This is a genomic window from Rhodococcus sp. SBT000017 (genome assembly GCF_003688915.1).
Classification (GTDB): Bacteria; Actinomycetota; Actinomycetes; order Mycobacteriales; family Mycobacteriaceae; genus Rhodococcoides.
This window is the reverse complement of the sequence record NZ_REFU01000001.1, coordinates 591,672-617,411: the sequence shown is the minus strand read 5'-3', so window position 1 is coordinate 617,411 and position 25,740 is coordinate 591,672. Positions and strand designations below refer to the sequence as shown.

The window sequence follows — 25,740 nt, the reverse complement described above, 5'->3', positions numbered from 1 at the left end:
GGACCCCACGTCGAAAACCTGTTGTGGTGAGGGACGAACCTCACGCAGTAGCAATGGTAGATCCAGGCACCGACAGACTTTTCCACGTGCGCGACCCCGACGCCCATCGTGCCGTCGACGACGGTAGCGTCCTCGAAATGGACGAGCACCTCATGGTCATCGATGACAATTACACCGGCGTCCTCTCCCAGGGTTCGCAGCCGCAGCGGCGAACGATTCCCGGAGCGACGATCACGAAGATGTCGGTCGGCCCCATGGACAACAACACCTACCTTGTCGTCTGTTCCGCAACAGGTCACTCGCTGCTGATCGACGCCGCCAACGAGGCCGACCGTATCTCGTTGCTCATCGACGAGAATGCGCCGACACTCTCACTCATCGTGACGACTCACCAGCACGCCGACCACTGGCAGGCGCTGGCAGACATCGCCGGCGGTACGGACTCGCCGACCGCAGCCCACGAACTCGATGCCGGCCCCCTACCGGTGGCTCCGGACCGCCTGCTGGCCGATCGGGACACCGTGTCGGTGGGCGAGCTCACGTTCGATGTGGTGCACCTGACCGGACACACCCCCGGTTCCATCGCCCTCGCACTGACCGATTCCGACGGCGCGCGCACCCACCTCTTCACCGGAGATTCACTCTTTCCCGGTGGCGTCGGCAAGACGGGCAGCCCGGAGGATTTCGCCCATCTGCTCGACGACGTGACGGCGAAATTGTTCGACCGCTTCGACGACGAGACCGTCGTCTACCCGGGCCACGGAAAGGACACGACGCTCGGTGCCGAGCGCCCTCACCTGGACGAATGGCGCACACGCGGCTGGTGACGATCGGCGTGCTTGAGACCGTGAACCACGGGGTATGAATAGTGTGACAAAAGGACGCACAGCGGTAGGTTTTCGGACCGCCGTGCCGTCCCTGGTTCCACCGCCGATGACACGAGAAACTACGCAGGAGGCTGTCAATGCTGGTCCGCCGTATCGCCCGTCCGCTGATGTCTACGATTTTCATCGCAGGGGGCGTCGACGCACTCCGTAATCCCACCGGCAAGGCGCAGGTCGCCACTCCGCTGATCGAGCAGGGCAAGGACGTCCTCCCCAACGACGTCACCGCGAACGTGCCGAGCGACCCGGAGACGTTGGTCCGTATCAATGGCGGAATCCAGGTCGCCGGCGGCATTCTGCTGGCCACCGGCAAGGCACCGCGCATCGCCTCGCTCGCTCTCGCCGGAAGTCTCGTACCGACGACACTCGCCGGGCACGCCTTCTGGAACGAGACGGACCCGGAGGCAAAGGCTGCGCAGCGTATCCACTTCTTCAAGAACCTGAGCCTGCTCGGCGGACTGCTCATCGCGGCCGTCGACACCGAGGGCAAGCCGTCGGTCGCATGGCGTAGCAAGCGCGCAGCACGCCGCGCTCAGGAGAGCGTCGTCTCGGCACTGCCGGGTCACTCCACCCACGAGACCGGTGAGCGGGTCAAGGAAATCGCAGCCGTCGCCGCGAGCCGCAGCGCCGATCTCGCCGAGGCGGCACAGCCGAAGCTGGCCAAGTTCGCCGACGCCGCCCAGCCCAAGTTGGCCAAGCTCGCCGACATCGCCACCGACAAGGGCTCGGAGCTGGCCGAGGTCGCTCAGCCGGCACTGAACCGCTGGGCTCACGTGGCCGCCGACAAGGGTTCCGTCCTCGCCGAGGAAGCACAGAAGCGTGGATCGAAGCTCGCCGAACTCGCCGCCGACCGCGGTAGCGACTTGGCCGAAGAGGCGCAGAAGCGCGGCTCCAAGCTCGCCGACAAGGCTGCGCACCGCGGAACCGACCTGGCCGAGATCGCGCAGAAGCGCGGATCCAAGCTCGTCGACGTTGCCGCTGATCGTCGCCACGAATTGACCGACGTGGCCCAGAAGCGCGCGTCCAAGCTCGCCGATCTGGCTGCCGAGAGGGGTTCGGTCTTGGCCGACGAAGCGCAGAAGCGCGGAGTCACCTGGGCCGATCTGGCGTCCGATCGTGTGGAGACGCTGAGCAAGCGGGCCCGCAAGCGTGCGGAGAAGCAGAGCAAGGAACTCGAGAAGGTGACCGAGCAGGCTCGCGCCAAGCTCGAGAAGCGAGTTGCCAAGGCTCAGAAGAACTTGGACAAGAAGCTGCAGCAGTACGCGAAGTAGTTCTCGCCGAGAACACAGCAACAGACGCGGCCCTGCCCCGGAACCAGCGGTTCTGCGGCAGGGCCGTTGTGCGACGTAGACTGCTCTGGCTGATTTCGAGGCGATATCTTCGCCTCGGCCGAACTCCCGAGGAGACCCTTTGCCGGACGACGGCCACACATCGAGAAACTCCGATGTGCCGATCGAAGAAGACATCGAGCAGGCGCACCTGACGCGGCTGTACACCCAGCTCGACGCACTGCGCGAGTACGCCGCGAACCGATTGCGCGCGGTGCTGTTGGAGACCGGCGGCACCCCGCAGGCCCGTAGCGAACGCGAATCGTTCAACCAGATGTACACCGAGGACATCGCCAAGTACGACGCCGCCGAGAACGGACTGTGTTTCGGACGCATCGACCTCGATCCCGATTCCCTCGACCCCAAGGTCGACGACCGGCCCGAGCGCTACATCGGTCGCGTGGGAATTCTCGACGACAAGAACGACTACGAGACGCTGCTGTTGGACTGGCGAGCACCGATGGCCCGGCCGTTCTACCTGGCGACTCCCGCTGCACCCGAAAACGTGTTGCGGCGCAGGCACATTCGCACCCGCGGTCGTCGAGTGACGTCGATCGCCGACGAATTCCTCGACCTGAACTCTGCCCGATCGTCGAGCGATGCCGCCGTGGCGGGCGGTGTCGCGAGCGAAGGTGCGCTGCTCTCGGCACTCGACGCCGCACGTACCGGCCAGATGAACGACATCGTCGAGACGATTCAGAGCGAGCAGGACGCGATCATCCGATCGCAGCATCGCAGTGTGTTGGTGGTTCAGGGCGGACCGGGCACCGGCAAGACGGCCGTCGCGCTGCACCGCGCCGCCTACCTGCTCTACACCTACCGCCAGCAGCTCGGTAAGAGCGGTGTCCTCATCATCGGACCCAACGCCACGTTCCTCGACTACATCGGGCAGGTGCTGCCGTCACTCGGCGAGACGGGTGTACTGCTGTCCACGATCGGCGATCTCTATCCGGGAGTCCGCGCACAACGCGAGGACTCGGCCGTGGCGACCGAGGTCAAGGGCAGACTGTCGATGGTCGAGGTGCTGACCCAAGCGGTACGCGACCGTCAGGAAGTCCCCGCGCAGCCCCGTCGACTGAAGTTCGACACCTACGACATCACGCTCGACCGCAAGATCGTGACCAGGGCTCGCGGTCGCGCCCGCTCGTCCCGGCGACCACACAACCTGGCTCGGCCCCTGTTCGTGTCCTCGGTCATCGACCAGTTGGCCAATCAGTTGGCGGCGAAACTCGGACAGAACCTCGTCGACGGGTCCAGCCTGCTCAGCGCCGACGACATCGCGGACATGCGCGACGAGATGCGCGAGGATCAGGACGTCATGGCCGCTGTCGACGAACTGTGGCCGGATCTGTCTCCCCAGCAGGTTCTCCGCGACCTCTTCGCATCGCCCGAGAAGATCGCCTCGGCGGCGCCGGCACTCGATGAGTTGGAGCGTGAGTCTCTCGTTCGTCGGGGCCACGGCTTCTCGTCGGCCGACGCTCCCCTGCTCGACGAACTCGCCGAGCTGCTCGGCGTCGACGACGCAGCCGAACGTGAACAGGCACAACGTCAGTGGCGCGGTCAGATCGCCGATGCCCAGGGCGCGTTGGACATCCTGACCGGTTCGGCACCTCAGGACCTCGAGGACGAACTCGATCCGGAGATTCTGATGGCCTACGACCTCATCGATGCCGATCAGCTTGCGCGACGGCAGAATTCGGGTCAGCGATTGACCACGGCCGAACGGGCCGCCGGTGACCGAACGTGGACCTACGGGCACGTGATCGTCGACGAGGCGCAGGAACTCTCTGCGATGGCGTGGCGAATGGTGATGCGGCGCATACCGAATCGGTGGATGACACTGGTGGGCGATACGGCGCAGACCGGCGATCCCGCCGGAACCTCGTCGTGGGGTTCGGTTCTCGAACCGTATGTGGCCAAGCGCTGGAAGCGAACCGAACTGACGGTGAACTACCGAACACCGTCCGAGATCATGGCCGTGGCACACGATGTGTTGGCTGCCATCGATCCCGAGCAGTCCGAGCCGCGATCCATCCGCAGCACCGGAGCCAGGCCGTGGGCCCAACGAGTGGCAGCGGCCGATCTGGTCACTGCGGTGGAGAAGCGTGTGGCCGATCACCCGCGCCCTGGCCTGAGCGCCGTGCTGGTTCCCGCAGGCCACGTCGACCGATTCCGCCATCTGGCATCGGAACTGGTCACCGTATCGACGGTCAAGGATGCCAAGGGACTCGAGTTCGACTCGGTGCTGATCGTCGAACCAGGTGCCATCGTGGCCGAGTCGATCAAGGGCATGAACGATCTGTACGTGGCGCTCACCCGAGCGACGCAACGACTCGGCGTGGTGCACGTGGACGCACTGCCGGGTGAACTCTCGGCGCTGCAACCGTTCGAGCCGGAAGCCTAGAGCACCGTACACACCGACGGCCCGCTCCCCTTCGAGGAGCGGGCCGTTGGTGTGTACGGGGTGAGATCAGCGGACGGTGTGCACGATCAGAACATCGCACGTGGACTTGCGAGCGGCGTCCGACGGGACCGATCCCAACAGGCGGCCCGTCAACGAGTTCAGGCCGCGGTTGCCGACGACGAGCAGGTCGCCCTTCACCTCGTCCACGAGTGCCAGCAGCGACTCGACGGGAGCACCGACGATCGCCTTCTCCTCGATGTTCTTCGCACCGGCCTTGGTGGCGTGCTCGCGCGCCGTGCGCAGAATCTCACGCGTCGGTGCCGATCCGGTGATCTGGTAGGCGTCCTCGCGCAATGCGTCGGCGGCAGCGGACGTGTCCTTCGGATCGGCCGGGTAGTACGCGCAGGCGATCACCAGGGTGGCATCGGCGTCTCCCGCCAGAGCCGCGGCCTTCTCCACTGCCCGCAGTGACGATTCGGAGCCATCGGTCCCGACGACGACGGTGCGGTAGGCGCTCATTCATTCCTCCATTTGTCGGTCACACACAGATGTGACACTTCTGGTCGAACTCGATTGGTGCAAGTCACAGGACCGAAAGACGTGGTCCGGGGACTGATTCGCTGACATTAGCCGGAACCGGCCGATCGGCACGTGAACTTGGGGAACAACACGATCCGCGCCACTCACATACATTGGTTTCCATGCCGATTCCCCGCCCGCCACTGTCGAGACGGGCCATGACTGTCGGTGCCGCCGTGATTGCGGTTCTGGCGGTAGCCGCCCTCGCATTCGTCTTCCTCCCCCAGGATTCGAGCGCCGACACATCCACTCGTGATGCGCGCATCACGCTACCGGACAACCCCGGGTCGACGGGCACCGTCGACATCGACGCTCGTCTCTACGCCCCCGCCGTCACCCCCGCGCCGACGGTGCTGCTCGCCCACGGCTTCGGCGGCAGCAAGGACTCGGTCGACGGTGAGGCACGTGACCTCGCGACGCGCGGGTACACCGTGCTCGCCTACAGCGCACGCGGGTTCGGCGACAGCACGGGTTCGATCTCGCTCAACGACCCCGATCGCGAGGTCGCCGACGCACGCGGACTCATCGACTGGCTCGCCGAACAACCGGAGGTGGAACTCGACGCTCCCGGCGACCCGCACGTCGGAGTCGCCGGCGGATCCTACGGCGGCGCACTGGCACTGAGCGCAGGCGGGACCGACCCCAGGATCGATTCGATAGCCGCAGCGATCACCTGGAACGACCTGGGTCAGGCACTGTTCCCCAACTACGGCGTCACCTCCGCCGAAGACCGAGAAGCCCTCGGCGACACCGTCACTCCCGCAGCTGCCGAGTACGGCGGACCCGGTGTCCTCAAGCGCGGCTGGGCCGGAGTGTTCTTCGGAGTGGGCGCAGCGAGTGCACCGCCCGGCGGAAACGGCGACGAAGGCACCGATCCAAGCACCGCCGAGAGCACCTCGGCCTGCGGACGATTCGCACCCGAATTCTGCGACGCCTACACCCAATCCGCGGTGACCGGAATCCCCAGCCAGCAACTCCTCGATCTGCTGACTGCCCACTCGCCGGTCGCGGTGGCGTCGAACATCACCGTACCGACTCTGCTGGTTCAGGGCACCCAGGACACTCTGTTCGGTCTGGATCAGGCCGACGCAACGGCGCGTCAGATCGCCGCGGCCGGTGGGAACGTCACCGTGCGATGGTTCGACGGCGGCCACGACGCAGGCGGAACGGACGGCACGAGCGATCGAGCCATCGCCGACTTCTTCGACACGACGTTGCGTGACACCGACGCCGCGACCGGCACCGGCACCGGCACCGAGCCGTTCGTCTACTCCACTCAGCGGGCAGCCGACGAGCGCGGCGGCGACCGTGACCGCCGAATGACGGCTCCCGCCTACCCGGGACTGACCTCCGCAGCCGATCCCACGGAGACCGAATCGGTGACGTTCGCTCCGACCGCAGAGAACCAGTCGATCGTTCGTCCGCCCGGAGCGTCGCCGTCGGCGATCTCGTCGATACCTGGTTTGGGCTCGGTGCTCTCGACTCTCGGATCGACCGGGGCCGGAGCCGCCCTGACCGCGGACCTGCCGGGCCAGTCGGCCACGTTCACCAGCGATCCCGTCGATTCGTCGGTGACGATCACCGGTGCACCGAGGGTGAACCTGCGCGTGGCGTCGCTGGCCTCACCCGGTCAAGCCGTTCTGTTCGCGAAGCTCTACGACGTAGCACCGAACGGCACGAGAACTCTTCCGGGCGGGGCGGTCTCGGCAATTCGCCTACCCGATACCGAGGGCATCGATCCCGTCGACGTCACCGTTGCGCTTCCCGGCATCAGCTACACCGTGCAGCAGGGTCATCGGCTCGAACTGAGCATCTCCACCACCGATCAGGCCTATGCCGTTCCTCTCGAACCGGCACAGTTCAGCGTGGCCATGACCGACAACACCATCGCGTTGCCCACCGTCCCCGCTGAGGCGAGCGCCAACAGCACCGTTCCGTTGGCACCGCTGATCGGCATCGGTGTCGTCCTGCTCGTGGTCGCCGGCGCGATCGTCGCCGGAGTCGTGCGGACCAAACGTCGCGCAGTAGCCGAAGTGGACGAGGACCTGATCGACACTCCCCTGGTGATCACCGATCTGGCCAAGACCTACTCCAATGGCTTCCGCGCCGTCGACGGCGTCAGCTTCGAGGTGAAGCAGGGCCAGGTTCTGGGTCTCCTCGGGCCCAACGGTGCAGGAAAGACCACAACCCTGCGCATGTTGATGGGCCTGATCACACCCACCGGTGGCGACATTCGAGTCTTCGGCCACAAGGTGACGCCCGGAGCCCCGGTGCTGTCCAGGTTGGGCTCGTTCGTCGAGGGATCCGGATTCCTACCGCACCTGACCGGAACGCAGAATCTGCGGCTGTACTGGGAAGCGACGGGTCGCCCGATCGAGGACGCTCACCTCGAGGAAGCCCTCGAGATCGCCGACCTCGGCACCGCGATCGAACGCAAGGTCAAGTCGTACAGCCAAGGCATGCGGCAGCGGCTGGCGATCGCCCAGGCCATGCTGGGGCTGCCGGATCTGATGGTCCTCGACGAACCGACCAACGGACTCGACCCACCCCAGATCAGGACGATGCGCGATGTGCTGATCAACTACGCGAAGACCGGTCGAACCGTGTTGGTGTCGAGCCATCTGCTCGCCGAAGTGGAGCAGACCTGTACCCACGTGGTCGTCATGAATCGCGGATCGGTGATCAGTTCCGGCACGGTGCGCGAACTGACCGCCGCCGGCGGACAGACCGAGATCAGGGTCGACGACGCCTCCCGCGCGCAGTCGGTGCTGGGTGCCTCCGGCCACGACGGTGCAGTGATCGTCGACGACGGCACGGTGACCGTCGACCTGACCGACGCCGATGCCGCCGTCGTGATCAGAGAGCTTGTCACCGCAGGGGTCTCGGTGCGCGGATTCTCGCAGTCGACGCGCCTCGAAGACGTGTTCCTCGACCTCGTCCACCGGGACAACCCAGGGTCCGACACCAGCAAGGATCGATCATGAGCACCACACACGCAGACGGGCGCGCTGCCGGATACACCGGCGGCAGCACCTTGCCGTTCCGTACCGAGTTGCGCAGGCAACTGGGACGTCGCCGCACTCAGCTGGCCATCGGCTTCCTGGCCCTGCTCCCGGTGATCCTGGCCATCGCCTTCACCGTCGGCAGCTCGAGTGCGGACTCCGATGCCGATGGGCTCATCGAGCTCGGCACACGCGGAGGCATGAACTTCACGGTCTTCGCTCTGTTCATGTCCGTGGGATTTCTGCTGATCGTGGTGGTGGCCCTGTTCTTCGGCGACTCGGTGGCAAGCGAAGCCTCGTGGTCGAGTCTGCGATACTTGCTGGCCATTCCCGTGCCCCGGAGTCGCCTGCTGACGCAGAAAGCACTGGTGTCTGCGACGCTGTCCAGTGCTGCGATCCTGGTGCTCGTCGGGGTGTCCCTGTTGATCGGCACAGTGATGTACGGGGCGGAGTCGCTCATCACGCCGCTGGGTGAGGGACTGCCCTACGGCACCTCGCTGCTACGGCTGCTGATCGCGGTCGCGTACATCGGCATCAACCTGCTGTGGGTCGCCGGCCTGGCGATGCTGCTGTCGGTGCTCACCGACGCCCCTCTCGGGGCCGTCGGCGGCGCGGTGATGACGTCGATTCTGATGCAGATTCTGGATCAGATCACGGCGCTGGGATCGCTGCGCAACTACCTGCCCGGGCACTACGCCAATTCGTGGATCGACGCATTCGGCACGAGCATCGACTGGAACGACATGGTGGTCGGCTCGTTCTCGGCCATCACGTACGCGGCACTGTTCGGGCTGATCGCGTGGCGACGTTTCGGCACCAAGGACATCACCAGCTGAGGCGGGTTACTTCCTCTTGATCGCAGGCCCGAAGACGCCCTCGGGAATGACGCCCTGGCCGACGATCGACTCGCGCCACGGTGTCGCGAGCGAGACCAGCCGAGCGGCACCGTCCTCTCCGAGGGCTGCCCACGGCGAGACGGCGAGGTCGTTGGTGATGTCCTCGACCAATGAGCGGAGATCTTTGCCGTCCTGAGTCAGCGCACCGTCCGACGAGAGCAGCTCTCGGTCGGCCAGAGACGCGACCGCTGCGTCCCACTGCTCCGTCGACCATCCACGACGCTTGCGCGCGAATTCCTTCTCGAAGCCGTAGCCGGTGGCAGTGTGGGTGATCAACGCTTCCAAGCCGCTCAGGCCCGCCGTCTGCAGCGCCGCGATGTGACCGTCGCCGCGGTATTCGCGAATCAGGGTCAGGGCGTGCCACAGCACGAGATGCGGAGCTGTCGGCCAGTCGAGCTCGGCATACGCGGCGTACAGGGGACGACCGTCGTCACCGGGAATTCCACGCGCCGCGATCGATGCCAGATCGGCAGCCTCGGCCATGTCCGCAGACGTCAGAACCTCGGGGCCGAGCAGTCGGCCGAAAGCGGCATCGAGAGTGTCATAGCGGATGGCCATGATCTCGTCGGGTGACGCGATGTCCCAGGCGGCCGGGATGAGCGGTGCCACCAATTCTCGGTTGAAGTTGTAGAACGTGGCGGTCACGACACCTGCGCCGACGCGCCCCAGAGGCGCTGCTCGGCCCGCGAAATAGCAGGCCCGGGGCGGCAACCCGGCGGCGACGAGCGCGTCCTGCGTCTCCGGAAGGAAATAGGTCATCGAGTGAATCAGTTCGAGCGCGCGAGAGGTGCGGCCGGCGGTGGTTGCGTCCATCACTGAACCGTATCGCGTCTCCGGCCTGCCCTATTTGAGCCCGGCCGCGTCCATCCCGCGCAGTTCCTTCTTCAGATCCTGGATCTCGTCGCGTAGTCGGCCGGCGAGCTCGAACTTGAGCTCGCGTGCCGCGTTCATCATCTGATCGGTCATGTTCTTGATCAGATCGGCCAGCTCGGCTCGCGGCATCGACGACACGTCCTGGCCCTCGTACACACCGGTGCTGACCGACCTGCCCGCCTCGCCCTGCGCTCGCCGTCCACGGCTGGCGTTACGACCGGACCCCCCGACTTCGACGACGGAATCGGTGTCCTCGGCCTCCTGGTACACCTGGTCGAGGATGTCGGCGATCCTCTTGCGCAGCGGCTGCGGATCGACGCCTCGCTCCTTGTTGTACGCGATCTGCTTCTCGCGCCGACGCTCGGTTTCCTCGATCGCGTAGGTCATCGAATCGGTCATCTTGTCGGCGTACATGTGCACCTCACCGGAGACGTTTCGCGCGGCACGGCCGATGGTCTGGATGAGGCTGGTACCGCTGCGGAGGAAGCCTTCCTTGTCGGCGTCGAGAATCGCCACCAACGAGACCTCCGGCAGGTCGAGACCCTCACGGAGCAGGTTGATGCCCACCAGCACGTCGTACTCGCCCAGCCGGAGTTGCCGGAGCAGTTCGACGCGGCGCAGGGTGTCGATGTCCGAGTGCAGGTAGCGGACACGGATGCCCAGTTCGAGCAGGTAGTCGGTCAGATCCTCCGACATCTTCTTGGTCAGCGTGGTCACGAGCACACGCTCGTCCTTCTCCGCGCGTTCTCGGATCTGATGGACCAGGTCGTCGATCTGGCCCTTGGTCGGCTTGATGACGACCTTGGGGTCGACGAGCCCGGTCGGACGGATCACCTGCTCGACGAACTCTCCCCCGGTCTGGCCCAGCTCGTACTTGCCCGGAGTAGCCGAGAGGTAGACCGTCTGACCGATCCGTTGGGTGAACTCCTCCCACGTCAACGGCCGGTTGTCCGTCGCGGACGGCAAGCGGAACCCGAAGTCGACGAGGTTGCGCTTGCGCGACATGTCGCCCTCGTACATGGCTCCGATCTGAGGCACCGTCACGTGAGACTCGTCGATGACGAGCAGAAAGTCCTCGGGAAAGTAATCGATCAACGTAGCGGGCGCAGTGCCTGCACCACGGCCGTCGATGTGCCGCGAGTAGTTCTCGATACCCGAGCAGAACCCGACCTGCTTGATCATCTCCAGGTCGTATTGCGTCCGCATCCGGAGCCGCTGAGCCTCGAGCAGCTTCCCTTTGCCCTCCAGCTCGGCGAGCCGACCTTCGAGTTCGGCTTCGATGTCCTTGACGGCTCGTTCCATCCGCTCAGGACCGGCAACGTAGTGCGTGGCCGGGAAGATGCGCACCGAATCGACCTGCCGAACGATGTCGCCGGTGAGCGGATGGAGGTAGTACAGCGCTTCGATCTCATCGCCGAAGAACTCGATGCGAATCGCCAGTTCTTCGTAGGACGGAATGATCTCGACGGTGTCACCGCGAACCCGGAACGATCCGCGGGTGAAGGCCATGTCGTTGCGGGTGTACTGCACGTCCACCAGCAGCCGGAGCAGCGCGTCACGCTGCACTTCGACGTTGACCTCCAGCTCGATCGACCGATCGACGTACGACTGCGGGGTACCGAGACCGTAGATGCACGACACCGACGCCACCACGACCACGTCGCGGCGCGAGAGCAGGGATGCCGTCGCCGAGTGCCGCAGCCGCTCGACATCGTCGTTGATCGACGAGTCCTTCTCGATGTAGGTATCGGTCTGCGCGATGTACGCCTCGGGCTGGTAGTAGTCGTAGTACGAGACGAAGTACTCGACTGCGTTGTTGGGCAACATGTCTCGCAGCTCGTTCGCCAACTGCGCCGCCAACGTCTTGTTCGGTGCCATCACCAGGGTTGGGCGCTGCAGCTTCTCGATGAGCCAGGCGGTGGTGGCCGATTTGCCGGTACCGGTGGCACCGAGCAACACGATGTCCTTCTCGTCCGCCTTGATCCGGCGTTCGAGCTCGGCGATGGCGGTCGGCTGATCGCCTGCCGGTGTGTGTTCGCTGACGACCTCGAACGCCGGTCCGGTGCGCTCGATTGCGCCCACCGGACGGTGTTCGGAGTGCGCGACAACGGGATGTTCGGATGCAAACGCCATTTCACAAGCGTAGACGCGACCACCGACAAGTTCCGTCGGACAGACCCAGGACGCCGGTTCCCGGTAGCTTCTACAGGCATGGTCGCTCACACGTCAGCCGGTGCGCACACCGTCGTTCATGCCCCCAAGCACGAGACGTTCGACCTCGTCGCCAAGACGAACGTGGATCCCAAGGGGTTCGTCCGTGTCGTCGACGAATACCGCGTCGAGCCATGGGGGCTGTACATGGCCCGCCCATCTGACCATGCCCATTTCGACTACCTGGAGTCCTGGTTGTTGCCCGCCCTCGGGCTCCGGGCCTCGGTGTTCCACTACCTGCCCGCGCACGCCCGCGATCAGGACTACTACGTCGACATCGGCGAGTACACCGCCGGCACCACCCGATGGACATCCGTCGACCACTATCTCGACCTCAGTGTCCGCACCGGCCGCGACTACGACCTCTTGGACGTCGACGAGTTGTTCGACGCTCGGGTGGCGCAACACCTCGACACCCCCACGGCCGAGCTCGCGCTGGCCAGATCCATCACGGCCATCGAAGGACTGACGCGGCACGACTACGACCTGAATGCGTGGCTCGCGTCCGTCGGCATGCCGACCGAGTGGAACGGCAAACCATCCTGATCGAGCCCGACCCGATTCACCCCGACCCGATTCACGCGGTCCAGTTCGTTTCCTCCGCCCACTGCCATGCCCGACGGTATGCCACATCGAACCACGGGGCCTTGGCGTTCTCGTAGGCCTCGATCGCCGATTGGAAGTCGGTGATTCCGGCAGCGGCCTCGGACGCCCGTCGCTTGATTCCGGAATATTCGGTGGTGATGCTGTCGTCGGCCCGCAGCCAGTCACGAAACAGCAGGGCGAACGTCTGATTCGGCCAGCCGTCCACCCGGATGTGTACGTTCGCAGGCCGGCCGGGGTCCGCGCTGCCGTGAAACCGCTTGGACCACACGGCCGGATCGGCTTCGCCGCCGATCCCGTATGCAGGCTTCGGATGGTCGAAGTTGCTGGCCTCTCGCCGAGGGAACCCTGCCACGCGCAGCTGTTCGGCGACGGAATCGGCGTCGTCGAGCCCCCGGACGGTGATCTGGATGTCGATGACATCCTTGGCGTCGAGGCCGGGCACTGCGGTGGAGCCGATGTGGTCGATTCGGACCGCTTTGTCGGCGCAGGCAAGGGCCAGGCGCGAGATGATGCGTCGGGCCTGGGATTCCCACGTGGGGTCGGCCGTCACCTGTTCCGGATGAACACGTGCGATGACACCCTCCCTGATGTTGCGCTCGAAGGGAATCAGACGGTCGTTCCACAGGATTCGGACGTCGTCGTCGACGCTGCCCGGTGCGCCGGTGTTGTCGATCCACACGTCTGCCGCGGCTCGGCGCGCATCATCGGTTGCCTGCGCTGCGATCCGCGCGCGAGCATCGGCCTCGGGCATGCCGCGCTGTCCCGTCAGACGACGCACCCGTTCCTCGGCGTCGACCCACACGATGACCACCAGGTGGAAGAACGGGCCCATCGATCCCTCGACGAGGAGCGGAATGTCCTGCACCACTACGGCATCCGGCGCTGCTCCGTCGATGATCTCGGCGGTACGCGCACCGACCAACGGATGAACGATGGCGTTGAGCTTCTTGCGGGATTCCTCGTCGCCGAATGCCTTGGCCGCCAATGCGGGACGGTCGAGCGAGCCATCGGGTGCGAGAATGTCGGCTCCGAAGGTATCCGTCAGTCGTTGCAGCCCAGGTGTTCCCGGCTCCACGACTTCACGGGCCAGTACATCGGAGTCGACGAGCACTCCCCCGAGTTCGGTCAGCACCTTCGCAACGGTCGATTTTCCGGCACCTATTCCACCGGTCAGTCCCAGTCTCAGCATGCCCCCAGTCTGACACTCGAACACGCCGAAGCACACCAGCCTCAAATGCACCGGTTTCGGAGTTCGGTCGGTTATCTTCGACGAGCGCGACCTCGATGTGCCGACCCACAGCTATTGAAAAGGACACCCATGCGAAGCAATCAGATCCAACCGGGTCGGCACCGCCTTGGCATGGATGCAGGCGTACATTGCATTCTCATCCCGGAAGTAGCCTCGGCGTTGGCCGACCATCGGCGTAACTGGTTCACCAACCTCCTGACCCCCGCCCGCCACAGCTTCGCCACCATGCGCAAGCGGACGGCGAGCGTCGGCCAGTGGAGTCCAGCCACCGCCGCGTAGTTCGCACTCCCCCTCCACCATGGGCCCGGTTCATCCGAATCGGGTCCATTGTCGTTTCCGCAGGGTTTCTGCTCACCTGATTCGAACGACAAAGCCCCGGTTCTCATGGAGAGAACCGGGGCTCGGTGTCACACCCTCACGGGTGGACCACTTCTATCAGGCGTTGCCCGACAGCTTCTCGCGAAGTGCAGCGAGCTGCGCATCGCTGGCCAGCGAACCACCGGTCGAGGCCGGAGCCGACGCTGCGGGAGCGTCGCCTTCTGCATCGGCGGGGGCCTGACCCGACTCGGAGGAGTAGTTGGTGTTGGCGGCTTCGGCAGCTTCGTCCTTGGCCGTCTTCTCCATCTGAGCGGTGTGCATCTTGTGGCGACGCTCTGCCTCGGCGTAACGGCCTTCCCACTCTTCACGCTGCTTCTCGTAACCTTCGAGCCATTCGTTGGTCTCGGAGTCGAAGCCCTCGGGGAAGATGTAGTTGCCACCCTCGTCGTACGAGTCGGCCATGCCGTACTTGGACGGATCGAACTCTTCTGCGTAGTCCTCGTTGGCCTGCTTGAGGCTCAACGAAATCCGGCGACGCTCGAGATCGATGTCGATGACCTTGACGAGTGCGTCGTCGCCGACACCCACGACCTGGTCCGGAACCTCCACGTGGCGCTCGGCCAGCTCGGAGATGTGCACGAGGCCCTCGATGCCCTCTTCGACGCGCACGAATGCACCGAAGGGAACCAGCTTGGTGACCTTGCCGGGCACGATCTGGCCGATCGCGTGGGTGCGAGCGAACTGGCGCCACGGATCTTCCTGAGTTGCCTTGAGCGACAGGGAAACACGCTCGCGGTCCAGGTCGACGTCGAGAACCTCGACGGTGACCTCGGTGCCGACCTCGACAACCTCGGACGGGTGATCGATGTGCTTCCAGGACAGCTCGGAGACGTGCACGAGTCCGTCGACGCCACCCAGGTCCACGAAGGCACCGAAGTTGACGATGGAGGACACGACGCCCTTGCGGACCTGGCCCTTCTGGAGCTGGTGCAGGAACTCGCTGCGGACCTCGGACTGGGTCTGCTCGAGCCATGCGCGACGCGACAGGACCACGTTGTTGCGGTTCTTGTCGAGCTCGATGATCTTGGCCTCGATCTCCTTGCCGACGTACGGCTGGAGATCGCGGACGCGACGCATCTCGACGAGCGAGGCGGGGAGGAAGCCACGAAGACCGATATCGAGGATGAGTCCACCCTTGACGACCTCGATGACGGTGCCCTTGACGGCCTCGTCCTTCTCCTTGAGCTCCTCGATCGTGCCCCAAGCGCGCTCGTACTGAGCTCGCTTCTTGGACAGGATCAGACGGCCTTCCTTGTCCTCCTTGGTGAGGACGAGTGCTTCGATCTCATCTCCCACGGAGACGACCTCGTTGGGGTCGACGTCGTGCTTGATGGAGAGCTCGCGGGAAGGAATGACGCCTTCGGTCTTGTAACCGATGTCGAGTAGAACCTCGTCACGATCGACCTTGACGATGGTGCCCTCGACGATGTCACCATCGTTGAAGTACTTGATCGTGGCGTCGATGGCGGCGAGAAAATCCTCTGCGGAGCCGATATCGTTGACGGCTACCTGCGGTGAGGTTGTGGTTGAGGGCATGTGTTGAGTTGCTCCGGACGGGTTGGGTATCGGTTGATGGATGTTCGGTCGGACTTGGTGAAACGTGTGCAGCACGAGCATCTTCGGCGTATCCGTCACCGGATCCGTGTGCGCCGACGTCGAGCGAACCCGACCTGGGCGCAGCATGAACACACTCGCGTTGAACAGGGTACGCGATGCCGCAGTACCAGCACAAACCCGGTTAGAGTCGGCGTGTGACCGATCTTTCCACACCGTCGTCCACTCCCGGCCGCGGCCGAATCGATTCGGTCGCGAGCGACCGCGCGAGTCGTCTCTGGTGGGATTCCGACGCCGAGAGCTACCACCGTACGCACGGCGCGTTTCTGGGAGTATCGACCGAATCCGGGGAGTTCGTCTGGTGCCCGGAGGGTCTGCACGAGGGCGACGTGCATCTGCTGGGCGATGTCGCGGACAAGGACGTCCTCGAGGTGGGCTGCGGTAGCGCACCGTGCGCCCGCTGGCTCGGGACTCAGGGTGCGCGCGCGATCGGTCTCGACATCTCGATGGGCATGTTGCAGCGCGGCGTCGATGCCATGACCGCAGGCGGGTCGACGGTTCCGCTGGTGCAGGCCAGTGCCGAGTCCTTGCCGTTCGCCGACGAACGGTTCGACATCGTCTGCTCGGCCTTCGGTGCCGTGCCGTTCGTCGCGGACTCCGCCAATGTGATGAAGGAAGTGGCGCGGGTCCTGCGGCCGGGCGGGATCTGGGTGTTCGCGGTCAACCACCCGATGCGCTGGGTGTTCCCCGACGATCCCGGGGTGGGCGGTCTGACCGCGACGATTCCGTACTTCGATCGAACCCCGTACGTCGAGTACGACGCCGACGGGACCCCCAATTACGTGGAGCACCACCGCACGATCGGTGATCGCGTGCGCGAGCTGGTCGACGCAGGTCTCGAAGTGCGCGACATCGTCGAGCCGGACTGGCCGGAGTGGCTCGACCGCGAGTGGGGTCAGTGGAGCCCACTGCGCGGGCAACTCTTTCCCGGCACCGCGATCTTCAGTAGCCGCAAACCGCTCTGACCGACAACGCTGCGATCAGCGCCGGTGCACCCGGGCTTCGACGGCCTCGGTGAATGCACTGGTCGACGCCTGCCCGCCGAGGTCGGCTGTCGCGACCCCGGATTCGACCGTGGCATCGACGGCGTGTCGGATCCTGCCTGCGGCCGCGGCCAACCGTTCGTCCCGATGCCGCGGGGCGAGCCACTCGAGCAGCATCGCAGCCGACAGGAATAGCGCCGTCGGATTGGCACGGTTCTTGCCTGCGATGTCCGGGGCCGATCCGTGCGAGGCCTGCGCCATCGCCTGCGTTTCCGAGGAGTTGATCGACGGCGCGGTGCCCAGCGACCCGGACAGCTCGCCCGTCAGATCCGACAGAATGTCGCCGAACATGTTCTCGGCCACGATGACGTCGTAATCCTCGCCCCGTCGAACCAGGTGCGCCGCAAGCGCGTCGACGTGTTCCTCGGTCACGTCGACGTGCGGAAACTGCTCTCCCACTGCGCGGCACGCATCGCGGAACAGCCCCGTCGTCATCGAGAGCACATTGGTCTTGTGCACGATCGTCAGCTTCCTGCTGCGGCGCTCGGCCAACGAGAATGCCTCACGTGCAATGCGTTCGCAGGCCGCGCGCGTGAACACTCCGACCGCCAGTGCCACATCGGGAGTGGGCATGAACTCCCCGCTGCCGACGAACATGTTGCGATCGGCGTAGAACCCCTCGGTGTTCTCCCGCACGACCACCAGATCCATCCGCGGGGACACCGCCCGTACGCCGGGCAGCGTTCTAGCCGGCCGGATGTTGGCGAACAGATCGAAATTCTTGCGAATCCGTCCGCCCGGAGTCAGCTGTGACCGGAACGGGTCCGGATAGGACGCGCTGTCGTGCGGTCCGAGAATCCAGCTTTCGAGCTCGCCCAACTTCGAGAGCGTGGAATCGGGCATGGGCGTCCCGTGCTCGTCGATGGCACCTAGGCCCAGCGGCAGGTGCACCCAATCGACTGCCGGTCCACCGATGGCTGCCAGGGCCGCGTCGACCACCCGGATCGTTGCGGGCACGATCTCGTGGCCTATCCCGTCGCCGGGCATGGCCCCGATCCGTAGCGCCGTTGCATTCCGGCCGTCCGTCTGCGACATCATGGCCTCCATGGTGCAGTCCGCAGAACTTCTCCTCGACGCCGGCCTCGACGCCGCGGTTCGCCGCGAGTGGGCGGCACTGTCCGAAGCCGGCCTCCCGAGCCAGGACCGCCACCGCGGTGAGTCGAACCGCCCGCACGTCACCGTCGCGGTGGCGTCGTCGATGCCGGCCGCGGTGGACGACGGCGATGCGGTCCGCTTCGATCCGTTCGATGTGCGTCTCGGTGGGCTCGTCGTGTTCGGTGGTCGAACGATCACGCTGGCTCGACTGGTCGTTCCGTCGAGCGAGTTGCTCGATCTGCACGCCCGGCTGTACGAGGCCGTGGGCGAACGATCGCTCGATCACCTCGAACCCGGCCGTTGGACACCTCACGTGACGGTCGCCCGACGGTTGACCCCCGAGGAGGCAGGAGCAGCGGTGCGCATGCTCTCTGTGAACGTCGACGATCTGGTCGGATCCGCAGTTGCGCTGCGCAGATGGGACGGCGAGGGCAAACGTGAATGGCGAATCGGATGATCGGCGAACGTCAGAACCGATAGTCACCGAACTGAGTCACCTCCGCGTGGGTATCGGGAGCGAAGCCTGCGAGCACGAAGGCGTCGAGGGCAAGGAAAAGCAGCACAAGCACCAATACAATTGTCATGCCGTTAGCTTCCAACCTGCAGAGACAGTGCACGAGTGGCAGTAACGCCACATATCGACGACTTTCTGCCATACTTCTACGCATGCTGAAACGAGTGGTCGTCGCGCTGATGCCGTTGACCGAACCTTTCGAGCTGGGCGTCGCCTGCGAGGTGTTCGGATTCGATCGCTCGGACGAGGGCCTTCCCACCTACGACTTCTCCCTGATCGCGGGTGTACCCCAACCGATCCGCACCCGCGTCGGCTACACCATCGACGTGCCACACGATCTCGACAGTCTCGACAGCGCCGACCTGATCATCATCCCGGCCGGGGGCACCGAGGCGGCAGTCGACGGCAGCTTCGTCTGCGGCACCGAATACGACGCATCCATCGAACCTCTGCTGGCCAAACTGCGCGCGGCGGTGGAACGAGGCGCGATGGTCGCGAGCCTCTGCAACGGCGCCTTCGTACTCGGCAAGGCGGGACTCCTCGACGGCCGACCCTGCACGACGCATTGGCGGCACTCTGCCTCTCTGGCCGCGAAATACCCCCTGGCACAGGTGGATCCGAATGTCCTCTACGTGGATGCAGGCAACGTACTCACCAGCGCCGGCACGGCAGCCGGCATCGACCTGTGCCTGCACATCGTGCGCAAGTACCAGGGCAGTGTCGTGGCGAACGGCATCGCCCGCAGGATGGTCGTTCCTCCGCATCGTGACGGCGGCCAGGCTCAATTCGTCACCAGTCCCCTGCCCGCCACTCGCACCGAGACACTGGCTCCGCTGCTGGACTGGATGACCGAGAATCTCGACTCCGAGCTCACCATCGGTCGATTGGCGGCGCGGGTGAACATGTCTGCGCGAACCTTCGCCCGCAAGTTCGCGGCCGAGACCGGAACGACTCCCGCACGCTGGCTCAACGACCAACGAGTACTGGCTGCGCAGCAGCTGTTGGAGAACTCCGACCTGCCGATGGATTCGATTGCCGAGGTGGTCGGCTTCGGAAACGCCGCGGCCCTGCGTCAGCATTTCGTGCGATTGCGATGCACCACGCCCAATTCGTATCGCCGCACGTTCCGTGCCGCACCCCAGCCCGCCTGAGCAGGGGGCCGTACACAGCCGGGATGATTCCGGCGAGTACCTGCGTTGAGACACACCAGAAGCGCAATCAATCGAAAGGGACCGCGTGGCCACTCAGACTTTGACCCAGCAGAATTTCGACGAGATCGTGACGAGCAACGACGTGGTGTTGGTCGATTTCTGGGCGTCCTGGTGCGGACCGTGCCGCCAGTTCGCTCCCACCTTCGAGCAATCGTCCGACGCACACCCCGACGTCGTGCACGCCAAGGTCGACACCGAGGCCGAGCAGGGCCTTGCTGCGGCAGCGCAGATCCAGTCGATCCCGACGATCATGGCGTTCCGCGAAGGAATTCTCGTCTACGCACAGCCCGGCGCACTGCCTGCACCGGCGCTCGAGGACCTCGTCGGTCAGATCAAGGCACTCGACATGGACGTCGTGCGCCAGCAGATCGCCGAGCAGGCTCCCGCGGCGGAGTAATCTCTGGTCGCTGCACATTAAGTGAAGGGCCGCTCACCGAATTCGGTGAGCGGCCCTTCGCCTGGCCATAGGTCGAATCAGTGTGCTGCGGCATCCCAGCTGCGCCCGGTGCCGACCGAGACTTCGAGGGGCACCGACAGTTCGATGGCCGAGGACATCTTGTCGCGTACCAGTGCCTCGACTTCCTCGCGCTCGGATTCGACGACCTCGAGCACCAATTCGTCGTGTACCTGCAACAGCATTCGTGACTTCAGCGTCGACTCCGCCAGCGACTTGTGTACGTCGATCATCGCAACCTTGATGATGTCTGCGGCAGTGCCCTGGATCGGGGCATTGAGTGCGGCCCGCTCGGCCACCTCGCGACGCTGACGATTGTCGCTGTTGAGATCGGGCAAGTAGCGGCGCCTGCCGTACAGCGTGGAGGTGTACCCCACCTTGCGCGCTTCCTCGACGGCGTTGCGCAGGTAGTCACGGACGCCTCCGAACCGCGCGAAGTACGCCTCCATCTGCTGCTTCGCCTCGTCGGTGGAGATCTTGAGCTGCGCGGCGAGACCGAAAGCGCTGAGCCCGTAGGCCAGTCCGTACGACATCGCCTTGACCCGGCGGCGCAGTTCGGGGGTGACCTCCTCGATCGGCACGCCGAATGCCCGGGCACCGACGAAGCTGTGCAGATCCTCGCCGGTGTTGAAGGCCTCGATCAGCCCTTCGTCGCCGGAGACGTGCGCCATGATGCGCATCTCGATCTGGCTGTAGTCGGCCGTGAGCAGGGTGTCGTACCCCGCCCCGACGACGAAGCCGTCCCGGATGTGGCGGCCCGCCTCGTTGCGAACCGGAATGTTCTGCAGGTTCGGCTCGGTGGAGGACAGCCGTCCCGTGGCCGCGACCGTCTGATTGAACGTCGTGTGAATGCGTCCGTCGTCGGCAACGGATTTCAGCAGGCCGTCGACCGTCACCTTCATCCGCGTCGCGTCCCGGTGATCGAGCAGAAACTTCAGGAACGGATGCTCGGTCTTCTCGAACAACCCTTGCAGCGCATCGGCATCGGTGGTGTACCCGGTCTTGGTCTTCTTCGTCTTGGGCATGTCGAGTTCCTCGAACAGCACCACCTGCAACTGCTTCGGTGACCCGAGGTTGATCTGCTTGTCGATCACGCCGTAGGCGGAGTTCGCGGCCTCGTCCACCTGCGCAGCGAATCCGGACTGCAGTGCGCGGAGGTGATCACCGTTCACGGCGATACCCGTTGCCTCGACATCGGCCAACACCGTCAGCAGCGGCAGCTCCATCTCGGAGAGCAGGGTGGTCGACTCGATGGCGGCCAGCTCGGCGTCCAGCGCATCGGCCAGGTCGATGACGGCCCGCGCCTTGAGAATCTCGCCCTCTGCGAACGCCGCATCGGCGGTGTCCTCGGCGTCGAGCAACGACATCTGACCTTCACCCGCATCCTCCACCCGGAGTTCGCGTTTGAGGTAGCGCAACGACAGGTCGTCGAGGTTGAAGGATCGCTGACCGGGCCGCACCAGGTACGCAGCAAGGGCGGTGTCGGTGGTCAACCCGCCGAGGGTCCAGCCGCGCCCACGAACCGCATGCAGAGCCCACTTGGCCTCGTGCAGCGCCTTGGGTTGCGCCGGATCGGCGAGCCAGGCGGCGAGTGCCTGCTCGTCGGATTCGTCGAGAGCGGTCGTCGTGACGAACGCCCCCTCACCGTCGGCCGCAGCGATCGCCACCGACGTCGCGTCGCTGTCGAACGGCCGACGCGGGCCGAGGATCGACAGCCCGCTGCGCCGGCCGTCGGCCGCGTGTTCTGCCAGCCACGCGGCCAGTTCGCCCGGCGCGACGATGCCGCCGCGGACGTCGAAACCCTCCTCAGCTTCGGGTTCGACCGACGCGAGAGTCTCGAACAACCGGTCCCGCAGAATGCGGAACTCCAGATCGTCGAACAAGGCATGGATCTTCTCGCGATCCCACGGAGCCAGTTCGAGCTGATCGGGGGTGTAGGGCAACGGCACATCGCGCACCATCTCGGTGAGCTCGCGGTTGAGCACCACACTCGACAGGTTGGCGCGCAGTGCATCTCCCACTTTGCCCTTGACCTTGTCCACGTTGTCGACGAGAGCGGTGAGGGAACCGTATTCGATGATCCACTTGGTCGCCGTCTTCTCGCCGACCCCGGGAATGCCGGGAAGGTTGTCGCTCGGGTCGCCGCGCAGAGCCGCGAAGTCCGGGTACTGCGACGGCGTCAATCCGTACTTGGTGGCGACCTCGTCGGGGGTGAACCGCGTCAGATCCGAGACACCCTTGCGCGGATACAGCACCGTGACGTTGTCGGTCACCAACTGGAGCGCATCGCGGTCGCCGGTGACCACCAGAACGCGGTAGCCGAGCGCCTCCGCCTGGGTCACCAGGGTGGCGATGATGTCGTCCGCCTCGAAGCCCGCCTCTGCCATCACCGGGATACCCATGGCCCCGAGTACGTCCTTGGTGATGTCGACCTGGCCGGCGAACTCGTCCGGCGTCTTGCTGCGGTTGGCCTTGTACTCGGGGAACCGCTCGGCGCGGAAGGTCTGCCGTGAGACGTCGAACGCCGCCGCGATGTGCGTCGGTTTCTCGTCCCGCAGCAGATTGATCAACATCGAGGTGAACCCGTACACGGCATTGGTGGACTGACCGCTGGTGGTCTTGAAGTTGTCCGCAGGTAACGCGAAGAAGGCACGGAACGCCATCGAGTGGCCGTCGATGAGCAGCAACGTGGGCCGCTCCCCGCCTGCTTTCGCATCGGTCTCGGCTGCGGGCGCTGCACTTTTCTCGGTTACTGGGCTCACGGTTGACCAGTCTAGGGAGCCGGTCCGACAACTCGTAGCCGGATGCACGCGGCAGCCGCGATCGCACTCACGGCGAGCGTCGCGCACCGCGAAACACAACCGATACTTTCCGGAAATCTCAGTCGCCGATTTTGCGTCGTTTCAGCGGATAGAGTCCGACAATTGCAGGAAACCCCCATTCCCGTGGCACAACGACAACCGTCCGGAGGACGTGCGTGGCTCCAAATGTTCGATGGACCAGAAAGGTGCAACCGCCGAGGTTGCGCGCAAGATCTGCCGTTCGGCTCTTCCAGCGAACACTCCTACTCGCCGTTCTGAGTTCCATTGCCGCGCTGCTGTTCAGTGCGCCGGCATTGGCCCAGGAACCTACCCCCACTCCCCCGGCAGCACCGGGGACCAGTGCCGAACAGGCACCGCCCGCAGACGCGGTCAGCGTCGCCGGATCTCTCAACAACGGTGGCGAACGACTCATCGGCGTCGACGTCGCTGCGCTCGACGCGTCCGGCTCCGAAGTCGCCCGCACCACCAGTGAAACCGGCGGCCGGTGGACCCTCGAATTGTCTCCCGGCACATACACATTCCAGGTCGTCGAGGAAACGCTCCCCGACGGGGTGAGCGTCCAGGGCGAGGTCCAGCGCGATGTGCAGGCCGGGCGCTCCAACACCGTCATCTTCTCGTTCGGTGAGGCCAGAACAGCCACCAGCGTCCCGGTCTGGGAGCAGTTCCTGCGAACCACGGTGGACGGCTTCCGGTTCGGACTCGTCATCGCGCTCGCTGCCGTCGGCCTGAGCCTGATCTTCGGAACCACCGGACTGACGAACTTTGCGCACGGTGAGTTGGTCACGCTCGGCGCGGTTGCGGCCTGGGTCTTCAACGTCACGATGGGTATCCAACTCATCCCGGCCACGATCCTCGCGATCATCGTCGGCGTCGCGATCGGCTGGCTCAACAACGCGGCCATCTGGAAACCGTTGCGAAAACGTCGAACCGGCCTCATTGCTCAGCTCGTGGTGTCCATCGGCCTCGCGATCGCGCTCCGCTACCTGATCCTCATCTTCTTCTCGGACCGAGCCGAGCCGTTCGCGGATTACCAGGCTCAGACTCAGAACGAGTGGGGCCCGTTCGCCATCACCAACGTCAACCTCGCGTGCATCATCATCAGCGTGGTGGTCCTCGTCGGTGTGGCACTCATGTTGCAGCGCACGCGCATCGGCAAGGCCATGCGCGCCGTCGCCGACAATCGCGACCTCGCCGCATCCTCGGGCATCAATGTCGAGCGTGTCGTGACGTTCGTCTGGTGCCTCGGCGGCGGTCTCGCCGCCCTCGGCGGTGTTCTGTTCGGTCTCTCCGAACTCGCCGGTCGCGTGCAGTGGGAGATGGGCTTCAAGCTCCTACTGCTGATGTTCGCCGGAATCACATTGGGGGGACTGGGAACCGCGTACGGGGCCTTCCTCGGCTGCGTCATCGTCGGTCTGCTCGTGCAGTGGTCGACGCTGATCATCAATCCCGATCTCAAGTACATCGGAGGACTGCTCGTCTTGATACTCATCCTCATCGTCAGGCCGCAGGGCATACTCGGCTCGCGGCAAAGGATCGGGTGACCTCATGGATATTCTCGGAGCACTCCAGGTTTCCCTCGCTCAACTCGTCGGGCCGTCCGCGATCTTCTACGCGCTGCTTGCCATCGGCCTGAACCTGCACTTCGGCTACGCCGGCCTGCTCAACTTCGGTCAGATCGGCTTCGCGCTGCTCGGCGGCTACGGCGTTGGCATCATGACCATCACCTACGAACAACCGCTGTGGTTGGGCATTCTGGTCGGCCTCGGTGCCGCCGGTCTGTTGGCTCTGGTGCTGGGCATTCCCACGCTACGACTGCGCGCCGACTACCTGGCCATCGTCACGATCGCCGCGTCGGAAATCCTTCGTCTCGTGTTCAGATCCACGGCCAGCGACTCGGTGACCGCATCGACCAACGGCCTGTTCGGATTTGCCGATCCGTTCACCTCGCTCAGCCCATTCGATTCGGGCAAGCAATACGACTTCGTCGGGGTGAAGTTCTACGGTGACGATCTGTGGGCCATGGTCGTCGGTTGGTCGCTGGTCCTCATTCTCTGCGGCGTCGTCTATCTCCTGACACACAGCCCGTGGGGTCGCGTCCTGAAAGCGGTGCGCGAAGACGAGGATGCGGCACGCTCGCTCGGTAAGAACGTCTTCGTGTACAAGATGCAGGCGCTCGTGCTCGGTGGTGTGATCGGCGGCATGGGCGGTGTCTTCAACGCCCTGCAGACCAAGTCGATCAACCCCGACTTCTACTCCACGGCGCAGACGTTCTTCGCCTTCGGAGCCCTGATTCTCGGCGGCGCGGCCACAGTGTTCGGTCCCGTCGTCGGAGCCATGCTGTTCTGGTTCCTGCTTTCGATCCCCGACGCCATTCTGCGTCAAGCCATCTCGGGGCCGGATCCGCTGCTCGACCTCACCGAGCAGCAGGTCGGTGCCACCCGTTTCGTCCTCCTGGGAATCCTGATCGCACTACTGATGGTGTTCAGACCCCAGGGCATTCTCGGCAACAAGCGAGAGGTTCAGCTCAATGCCTGACGCGAAGAACTCGCCGAACAAGAATCCCAGCACCCTCGAATC

20 protein-coding genes are annotated in these 25,740 nt (G+C 64.9%); 13 read left to right on the top strand and 7 right to left on the bottom strand.

What is annotated here, in order from left to right:
- The first annotated feature begins 137 nt into the window (after positions 1–137).
- The 3 genes from AYK61_RS02730 to AYK61_RS02720 all read left to right on the top strand — a co-directional run bounded on the left by AYK61_RS02730 (position 138) and on the right by AYK61_RS02720 (position 4,616).
- Entirely contained in the window at positions 138–827 is a 690-nt protein-coding gene (locus AYK61_RS02730) for an MBL fold metallo-hydrolase (protein WP_121872374.1), read from the top strand.
- 137 nt (positions 828–964) lie between these two features.
- Positions 965–2,155, top strand: coding sequence for a DoxX family protein (locus tag AYK61_RS02725; protein ID WP_121869717.1), 1,191 nt, complete (start codon positions 965–967; stop codon positions 2,153–2,155).
- 139 nt (positions 2,156–2,294) lie between these two features.
- On the top strand, positions 2,295–4,616 hold the full coding sequence (locus tag AYK61_RS02720) for an ATP-binding domain-containing protein (protein ID WP_121869716.1): 2,322 nt from the start codon (positions 2,295–2,297) through the stop codon (positions 4,614–4,616).
- Positions 4,617–4,682: 66 nt separating this feature from the next.
- Here AYK61_RS02720 and AYK61_RS02715 read toward each other — a convergent pair whose 3' ends face one another.
- A complete protein-coding gene (locus AYK61_RS02715; protein WP_032378962.1) occupies positions 4,683–5,135 on the bottom strand; it encodes a universal stress protein in 453 nt (150 codons plus the stop codon).
- Between the two features lie 182 nt (positions 5,136–5,317).
- On the opposite strand from AYK61_RS02715, the gene AYK61_RS02710 reads away from it, so the two are divergent.
- Positions 5,318–8,179 (top strand): alpha/beta fold hydrolase, encoded by a 2,862-nt coding sequence (locus AYK61_RS02710; RefSeq protein WP_121869715.1) that lies wholly within the window; start codon positions 5,318–5,320, stop codon positions 8,177–8,179.
- Positions 8,176–9,033, top strand: coding sequence for an ABC transporter permease (locus AYK61_RS02705; RefSeq protein WP_121869714.1), 858 nt, complete (start codon positions 8,176–8,178; stop codon positions 9,031–9,033). The genes AYK61_RS02710 and AYK61_RS02705 overlap by 4 nt, the downstream gene beginning before the upstream one ends.
- A gap of 6 nt (positions 9,034–9,039) precedes the next feature.
- Here the strand turns inward: AYK61_RS02705 and AYK61_RS02700 are convergent, their stop codons facing one another.
- The gene (locus AYK61_RS02700) at positions 9,040–9,906 is read right to left on the bottom strand and encodes an SCO6745 family protein (protein WP_121869713.1); all 867 of its coding nucleotides are present in this window, start codon (positions 9,904–9,906) and stop codon (positions 9,040–9,042) included.
- A gap of 30 nt (positions 9,907–9,936) precedes the next feature.
- Positions 9,937–12,099, bottom strand: coding sequence for an excinuclease ABC subunit UvrB (uvrB, locus tag AYK61_RS02695; RefSeq protein WP_121869712.1), 2,163 nt, complete (start codon positions 12,097–12,099; stop codon positions 9,937–9,939).
- A gap of 78 nt (positions 12,100–12,177) precedes the next feature.
- On the opposite strand from uvrB, the gene AYK61_RS02690 reads away from it, so the two are divergent.
- The gene (locus AYK61_RS02690) at positions 12,178–12,723 is read left to right on the top strand and encodes a DUF402 domain-containing protein (RefSeq protein WP_094612596.1); all 546 of its coding nucleotides are present in this window, start codon (positions 12,178–12,180) and stop codon (positions 12,721–12,723) included.
- 31 nt (positions 12,724–12,754) lie between these two features.
- Here the strand turns inward: AYK61_RS02690 and coaE are convergent, their stop codons facing one another.
- Positions 12,755–13,972, bottom strand: coding sequence for a dephospho-CoA kinase (coaE, locus tag AYK61_RS02685; RefSeq protein WP_121869711.1), 1,218 nt, complete (start codon positions 13,970–13,972; stop codon positions 12,755–12,757).
- Positions 13,973–14,101: 129 nt separating this feature from the next.
- Here coaE and AYK61_RS02680 point away from each other — a divergent pair, with 129 nt between their 5' ends.
- Complete coding sequence (locus AYK61_RS02680) at positions 14,102–14,311, top strand: hypothetical protein (protein ID WP_121869710.1); 210 nt, start codon at positions 14,102–14,104, stop codon at positions 14,309–14,311.
- A gap of 156 nt (positions 14,312–14,467) precedes the next feature.
- Here the strand turns inward: AYK61_RS02680 and rpsA are convergent, their stop codons facing one another.
- Entirely contained in the window at positions 14,468–15,946 is a 1,479-nt protein-coding gene (gene rpsA / locus AYK61_RS02675) for a 30S ribosomal protein S1 (protein ID WP_027497255.1), read from the bottom strand.
- A gap of 215 nt (positions 15,947–16,161) precedes the next feature.
- On the opposite strand from rpsA, the gene AYK61_RS02670 reads away from it, so the two are divergent.
- Positions 16,162–16,989 carry a class I SAM-dependent methyltransferase gene (locus AYK61_RS02670; protein WP_121869709.1) on the top strand — a complete coding sequence of 276 codons (828 nt, stop codon included), beginning with the start codon at positions 16,162–16,164 and terminating at the stop codon, positions 16,987–16,989.
- 15 nt (positions 16,990–17,004) lie between these two features.
- On the opposite strand, the gene AYK61_RS02665 is transcribed toward AYK61_RS02670, so the two are convergent.
- A complete protein-coding gene (locus tag AYK61_RS02665) occupies positions 17,005–18,102 on the bottom strand; it encodes an isocitrate/isopropylmalate dehydrogenase family protein (protein WP_121872373.1) in 1,098 nt (365 codons plus the stop codon).
- 10 nt (positions 18,103–18,112) lie between these two features.
- On the opposite strand from AYK61_RS02665, the gene AYK61_RS02660 reads away from it, so the two are divergent.
- The 3 genes from AYK61_RS02660 (at position 18,113) to trxA (ending at position 20,284) form a co-directional block, all read left to right on the top strand.
- On the top strand, positions 18,113–18,619 hold the full coding sequence (locus AYK61_RS02660; protein WP_121869708.1) for a 2'-5' RNA ligase family protein: 507 nt from the start codon (positions 18,113–18,115) through the stop codon (positions 18,617–18,619).
- 209 nt (positions 18,620–18,828) lie between these two features.
- Positions 18,829–19,827 (top strand): helix-turn-helix domain-containing protein, encoded by a 999-nt coding sequence (locus AYK61_RS02655; protein WP_121869707.1) that lies wholly within the window; start codon positions 18,829–18,831, stop codon positions 19,825–19,827.
- Between the two features lie 85 nt (positions 19,828–19,912).
- Complete coding sequence (gene trxA, locus AYK61_RS02650; protein WP_121869706.1) at positions 19,913–20,284, top strand: thioredoxin; 372 nt, start codon at positions 19,913–19,915, stop codon at positions 20,282–20,284.
- A gap of 77 nt (positions 20,285–20,361) precedes the next feature.
- Here the strand turns inward: trxA and polA are convergent, their stop codons facing one another.
- Positions 20,362–23,103, bottom strand: coding sequence for a DNA polymerase I (gene polA, locus AYK61_RS02645; RefSeq protein WP_121869705.1), 2,742 nt, complete (start codon positions 23,101–23,103; stop codon positions 20,362–20,364).
- 260 nt (positions 23,104–23,363) lie between these two features.
- On the opposite strand from polA, the gene AYK61_RS02640 reads away from it, so the two are divergent.
- Both AYK61_RS02640 and AYK61_RS02635 read left to right on the top strand, forming a co-directional pair.
- Positions 23,364–24,704: a branched-chain amino acid ABC transporter permease gene (locus tag AYK61_RS02640; protein WP_121872372.1), complete on the top strand. Its 1,341-nt coding sequence runs from the start codon at positions 23,364–23,366 to the stop codon at positions 24,702–24,704.
- Between the two features lie 4 nt (positions 24,705–24,708).
- Complete coding sequence (locus AYK61_RS02635; protein WP_121869704.1) at positions 24,709–25,698, top strand: branched-chain amino acid ABC transporter permease; 990 nt, start codon at positions 24,709–24,711, stop codon at positions 25,696–25,698.
- The last annotated feature ends 42 nt before the right edge of the window (positions 25,699–25,740 follow it).

Bases quoted from the DNA above. Each gene is read 5' to 3' on its own strand.
- AYK61_RS02725 (WP_121869717.1), top strand. From the start codon at position 965: ATGCTGGTCCGCCGTATCGCCCGTCCGCTGATGTCTACGATTTTCATC.
- AYK61_RS02665 (WP_121872373.1), bottom strand. From the start codon at position 18,102: ATGTCGCAGACGGACGGCCGGAATGCAACGGCGCTACGGATCGGGGCC.
- AYK61_RS02715 (WP_032378962.1), bottom strand. From the start codon at position 5,135: ATGAGCGCCTACCGCACCGTCGTCGTCGGGACCGATGGCTCCGAATCG.
- AYK61_RS02730 (WP_121872374.1), top strand. From the start codon at position 138: ATGGACGAGCACCTCATGGTCATCGATGACAATTACACCGGCGTCCTC.
- coaE (WP_121869711.1), bottom strand. From the start codon at position 13,972: ATGCTGAGACTGGGACTGACCGGTGGAATAGGTGCCGGAAAATCGACC.
- AYK61_RS02700 (WP_121869713.1), bottom strand. From the start codon at position 9,906: ATGGACGCAACCACCGCCGGCCGCACCTCTCGCGCGCTCGAACTGATT.
- AYK61_RS02690 (WP_094612596.1), top strand. From the start codon at position 12,178: ATGGTCGCTCACACGTCAGCCGGTGCGCACACCGTCGTTCATGCCCCC.
- AYK61_RS02710 (WP_121869715.1), top strand. From the start codon at position 5,318: ATGCCGATTCCCCGCCCGCCACTGTCGAGACGGGCCATGACTGTCGGT.
- AYK61_RS02635 (WP_121869704.1), top strand. From the start codon at position 24,709: ATGGATATTCTCGGAGCACTCCAGGTTTCCCTCGCTCAACTCGTCGGG.
- AYK61_RS02705 (WP_121869714.1), top strand. From the start codon at position 8,176: ATGAGCACCACACACGCAGACGGGCGCGCTGCCGGATACACCGGCGGC.
- AYK61_RS02660 (WP_121869708.1), top strand. From the start codon at position 18,113: ATGGTGCAGTCCGCAGAACTTCTCCTCGACGCCGGCCTCGACGCCGCG.
- AYK61_RS02655 (WP_121869707.1), top strand. From the start codon at position 18,829: ATGCTGAAACGAGTGGTCGTCGCGCTGATGCCGTTGACCGAACCTTTC.
- uvrB (WP_121869712.1), bottom strand. From the start codon at position 12,099: ATGGCGTTTGCATCCGAACATCCCGTTGTCGCGCACTCCGAACACCGT.
- rpsA (WP_027497255.1), bottom strand. From the start codon at position 15,946: ATGCCCTCAACCACAACCTCACCGCAGGTAGCCGTCAACGATATCGGC.
- AYK61_RS02680 (WP_121869710.1), top strand. From the start codon at position 14,102: ATGCGAAGCAATCAGATCCAACCGGGTCGGCACCGCCTTGGCATGGAT.